At 62.5% G+C, this 5114-nt stretch carries 4 protein-coding genes and 1 pseudogene; all 5 read right to left on the reverse strand.

The annotated features are described in order from the left end of the window. Positions 1–108: 108 nt before the first annotated feature. Positions 109–891: a type III pantothenate kinase gene (locus tag ACTS2Z_RS04205; protein WP_442571977.1), complete on the reverse strand. Its 783-nt coding sequence runs from the start codon at positions 889–891 to the stop codon at positions 109–111. 7 nt (positions 892–898) lie between these two features. After that, positions 899–1639, reverse strand: a complete 741-nt coding sequence (locus ACTS2Z_RS04210) for a biotin--[acetyl-CoA-carboxylase] ligase (RefSeq protein ID WP_442571978.1) — start codon at positions 1637–1639, stop codon at positions 899–901. After that, on the reverse strand, positions 1640–3088 hold the full coding sequence (gene nuoN / locus ACTS2Z_RS04215; RefSeq protein ID WP_442571979.1) for an NADH-quinone oxidoreductase subunit NuoN: 1449 nt from the start codon (positions 3086–3088) through the stop codon (positions 1640–1642). Positions 3089–3107: 19 nt separating this feature from the next. Beyond that, on the reverse strand, positions 3108–4622 hold the full coding sequence (locus ACTS2Z_RS04220) for an NADH-quinone oxidoreductase subunit M (protein ID WP_442571980.1): 1515 nt from the start codon (positions 4620–4622) through the stop codon (positions 3108–3110). Between the two features lie 2 nt (positions 4623–4624). Next, positions 4625–5114, reverse strand: a pseudogene (locus ACTS2Z_RS04225) (NADH-quinone oxidoreductase subunit L); the annotation flags it as partial.

The following is a 5114-nucleotide window of genomic DNA, read 5'->3' on the forward strand; positions in this document are numbered from 1 at the left end:
CTTGCGGTCCTCTTCCGGCCCGAAGCCGTAGAGGTTCAGGTTCATGCCGATTTCGCCTGAACCGCCCAGCGGCAGGAAATAGACCGTATTCTCGCCAGAACTCACGCCTCAGCCTCCCTTTCGGACGCTATTCAGGCGCCAGACTTCCAACAGACCGCGAATGGTTACATCCGCGTCGAAATGATCGATGGTTTTCGAGGCCCCCTCGAACAGGGAGGCCACTCCGCCGGTCGCAATCACATTCATGGGCTGTGCGTACTCGGCACGGATGCGGCTGACCAGCCCGTCAATCAAGTCGATATAGCCCCAGAACACGCCCGATTGCATGGCACCGACCGTATTGCGCCCGATCACCCGGTCCGGGCGTTCGATCGCGATACGCGGCAACTGCGCCGCTGCCGTATGCAGGGCCTGCATCGACAGATTGATGCCGGGCGCGATGATGCCGCCCTCAAACACGCCGTCCGCCGACACCACATCAAAGGTGGTGGCTGTCCCGGAATCCACGATGATCAGATTGCCCGGATACTTCATCCGGCATCCCAGCGCATTGACCAGCCTGTCCGCGCCGGCTTCGCCCGGGCGCTCAAGGTTGACCCTTATGCCCAGATCGACGCCTGCATCACCAATCACCAGCGGCTCTGTCTTCACATAGCGCCGCGAAAGATTGCGCAGGTTGAAAAGCGATTGCGGCACGACCGACGAAATCACGCAGGCCGTGAGATCGTCAAAGCTGAGGCCCTGAAGGCTCATGAGTTGCGCCAGCCAGACCGCGTATTCATCAGCTGTGCGCGGGCTGTAAGTTGCGGTGCGCCACTGGGCGCGCCAGTCCTGCCCGTCATGGACGGCAAACAGCGTGTTGGTATTGCCGCAATCTATGGCAAGCAGCATCTCGAAGTCAGCCTTTCATCAATGCCGGAAAGAAGACATCTCCGGCGGAGATAACGCGGCGGCTTCCATCTGCCAGATCAAGGCGCAGCGCGCCATCGGGCATCAGGTCCACAAAGACACCTTCCACCGTTTCGGATTCCAGCCGCGCTGTCGCCTTTTCGCCAAGACCGTGGGCGCGGGCAAGCCAGGCGTCGCGGAGGGGCGCAAAACCGCTCTGCTGCCAGCGCTGCAACCAGATGTCGAAATGCTCCGCCAGATGCTGTCCAGCCTCTGCCGGATCAGCCTTGACCCCGTAGGCCGCCAGGCTCGTCGCAGGTCGCTCGGCGTCTTCGGGGTGATGGGCGAGGTTCACTCCAATTCCCACCGCCAGCCACAGTCCACCGCCTGGCGCATTCCCGGATTCCAGCAGGATGCCGCAAATCTTGCGTCCCTCCACCAGCACGTCATTAGGCCATTTCAGGCGCGGCGACAGCGTTGGTGCCAGCTCCGCGACAAGATCGGCGACGCTCAGGGCGGCGGCAAAGGACAGACGTGCAGCGTCTGCGGCCTGCGTATCAAGGACGTAGAGGCCCGTGATGAAGAGATTGCCCGGTCGGCTGATCCATTCGCGGCCACGCCGCCCCCGGCCGGCATTCTGGCGGTCAGCGCGTATCCAGACCGGGCCGCGCTCGCCCGCCAGGGCACGGCGGCGGGCCTCTTCATTGGTGGAGTCTATCTCGGCGTAGTGATCGATCCGGATGGTGGCCATCTAGCCGCCGATTACCGATCCGGCCTCGATGACGCGGGTGAGCATGAAGGGCACCAGAAGGAGCAGGCCGACGGTCGCGATACCTGTCACGCGCGTGATGATGGCCACGCTGGCCGGCGGGTTGAGGAACTCTGCCGTCGGCTCATCGAACCAGACCCGCTTGAGGATCATCAGATAGTAGGCGATGGACACCGCCGAGAAGATACCGCCCAGCACGGCCAGCCAGACAAGGCCTGCTTCAACCGCGGCATAGAACACGAACAGCTTGCCGAAGAAGCCGACCAGAAACGGCATGCCGCCAATCGACAGGAGAAGCCCGGTGAAGGCGAGCGCAAGGCCCGGACGATTGCGCGACAGACCGGCCAGATCCTCGATGCGCTCCACCATGCCTTCCGAACGGCGCATGGACAGGATCACCCCGAAGGCGCCGGCTACGCCGATCACATAGAGCGTCATGTAGAGCAGCACGGCCCAGACCGCAGCTTCACTGCCTGCAGAGAGGCCGACGAGCGCATAGCCCATATTGCCGATGGAGGAATAGGCCATCAGACGCTTGATGTTCGTCTGCAGGAGCGCCCCGAATGCGCCAATCGCCATCGAGAGGATCGCCAGCAGGATCGTGATCTGCTGCCACTGGTCGGCCATCGCGCCGAACGGCTCCATCAGAACGCGGATCAGTAGCACCATGGCGGCCAGTTTCGGCGCGGTGGCGAAGAAGGCGGCAACCGGGGTCGGTGCGCCTTCGTACACGTCCGGCGTCCACATGTGGAACGGCGCGGCGGAAATCTTGAACGCGAGCCCCGACACCACGAAGACGAGACCGAAGAGCAAGCCAACGGACGGATTTTCCGCTGCCAGCGCGATGGCGCCAAAATCGGTCGATCCGGCAAAGCCGTAGACCAGAGATGCGCCATAAAGGAGCAGACCCGAGGACAGAGCGCCGAGCACGAAATATTTCAGGCCGGCTTCGGAAGCGCGCAGGCTGTCGCGGTTGAAGGCTGCCAGGATGTAGAGCGCCAGCGATTGCAGCTCGAGGCCGAGATAGAGCGCAATAAGGTCACCGGCAGAGACCATCACCGACATGCCGAGCGTCGCCAGCAGGATGAGGACGGGATACTCAAAACGGGCCAGGCGCTCGGTCTGCAGATAGTGACCAGCAAGCACCAGAGCGATCGCCGCTGCCAGATAGATCACGGCTTTGGCATAGAGCGAGAAGCTGTCGAGCACGAAGGCGCCGAAGAACGCCGTGCCGCCACCTTGCGGCGCCAGGAAAACCGACACGCCCGCCGCCAGCACCAGCAGCGCGAGCGCTGCCATGGAAACGATGCGCGCCGCCGCTTCCTCGCCCTTGATGAAGACACCGGCAAGGAGCAGGCCCATTGCACCAATGGCCAGCACCAGTTCCGGGATGACGAGGCTCAGATCAGCAAGCAGCGCAGATGCGGTCATGGGCGTCAGGCCTTGAAGTTTACGGGTTGGCGGAGGCGGCAAGCGCCCCCTGGTATTGCGAGATCAGCGCTTCGACCGACGCGGTGGTGACGTCCGTGATCGGGGTCGTGAAGAAGCCGAGCCAGATGGCGAGGAAGGCGAGCACGCCGAGATTTATCCATTCGCGCCAGTCGAGATCGGTCGCCGTTTCCAGCTTCGGATTGCTCATCTCGCCAAACACGACCTTCTTGTAGAGCGTCAGCATGTAGACGGCCGAGACGATCACGCCAAAGGCAGCCCCGAAGGCGACGCGCGGGTCATACTCGAACGCGCCCATCATGGTCATGATTTCACCGACAAAGCCCGACGTGCCTGGCAAGCCGACATTGGCCATGGTGAAGAGCGCGAAGAAGGCCGCATAGACCGGCATCTTGTGAACGAGGCCGCCGTAGAAGGCGATGTCGCGTGTGTGGAAGCGGTCATAGATCACGCCGACGCACAGGAAGAGCGCGCCCGAAATGACGCCGTGCGAGAGCATCTGGAAGATCGCGCCCTGCACGCCCAGAGCGTTCATCGTGAATAGGCCCATGGTCACAAATCCCATGTGGGCCACCGACGAATAGGCGATGAGCTTCTTGATATCGGTCTGCCGGAAGGCGACGAGCGAGGTGTAGATGATCGCGATCACCGAGAGCACCATCACCATGGGCGCAAAGAAGGCGCTGGCGTCGGGGAACATCGGGATGGAGAAACGCAGGAAGCCATAGCCGCCGAGCTTCAACAGGATGCCCGCCAGTATCACCGAGCCTGCGGTCGGCGCCTCGACGTGAGCGTCCGGCAGCCAGGTGTGCACCGGCCACATGGGCATCTTCACCGCGAACGAGGCAAAGAAGGCCAGCCACAGCCAGGTCTGCGCATCGCGCAGGAACTCGTGCTCGAGAAGGACCGTGATGTCGGTCGTGCCCGCCACGACAAACATGTAGATCATCGCCACCAGCATCAGCACCGAGCCGAGGAAGGTGTAGAGGAAGAACTTGAACGCCGCATAGATGCGGTTCGCGCCGCCCCACACCCCGATGATGAGGAACATCGGAATGAGCGAGCCTTCAAAGAAGATGTAGAAGAGAACGAGGTCGAGGGCGCAGAAAATCCCGATAACCAGCGCCTCGAGGAGCAAGAAGGCGGCCATGTAATCGGCGACGCGCTTTTCCAGCTTCCAGCTAGCCAGGATGCAGATCGGCATGAGGAAGGCGGTCAGCAGGACGAACAGCACCGACAGGCCATCGACACCCATGCGGTAATTGATGCCCATGGCCGACAGCCATTCGGCCGTCTCCACGAACTGGAAGCCCGGTTGGGCGGTATCGAATTCCAGCACCAGCAGGATCGACAGCGCGAAGACGAACAGAGTCACGAACAGGGCGACGCCGCGTGCATTGCGGTCGAGAGCCGCACTGTCTTCTGAGCGCATCAGTGCGCGCAGCGCCAGGATGGCGACCGCGCCCAGCGCCGGCAGGAAGGTGAGCGCAGTAAGGATGGGCAGTTGTCCCAGCATGCCTATTGTCCCCCGGCCCGCGCGACCAGCCAGACGGCCAGGCCCAGAACGCCGATCAGCATTACGAAAGCGTAGTGATAGAGATAGCCTGATTGCAGGCGCACGATCCGGCGCCCGGCCTGCATCACGGTGCCCGCGACACCGTCCGGGCCAAAGCCGTCAATGATGCGCTTGTCGCCAATCTTCCAGAAGAGATCACCCAGCCCGCGCGCACCGCGCACGAAGATGAACTCGTAGATCTCGTCGAAATACCATTTGTTGGCGAGGAAGCTGTGAAGCGGGCCGCCACGGGCAGCAATCTTCGCCGGCAGGCCTTCATTGGCGACATAGAACCACCAGGCCAGTGCAAAACCGAGAAGCGTCACAACAATCGGGCTGAACAACACCCACATGGGCGGATGGTGCCCATGGGCGCCCTCACCGTAATTGCCTTCATAGTATGGCCCCGGAGGCAGGCTGCCCGCCCAGAAGTCGAGTGCGCCGCTGCCCACG

This window comes from Glycocaulis sp., assembly GCF_052168375.1.
Lineage (GTDB): Bacteria > Pseudomonadota > Alphaproteobacteria > Caulobacterales > Maricaulaceae > Glycocaulis.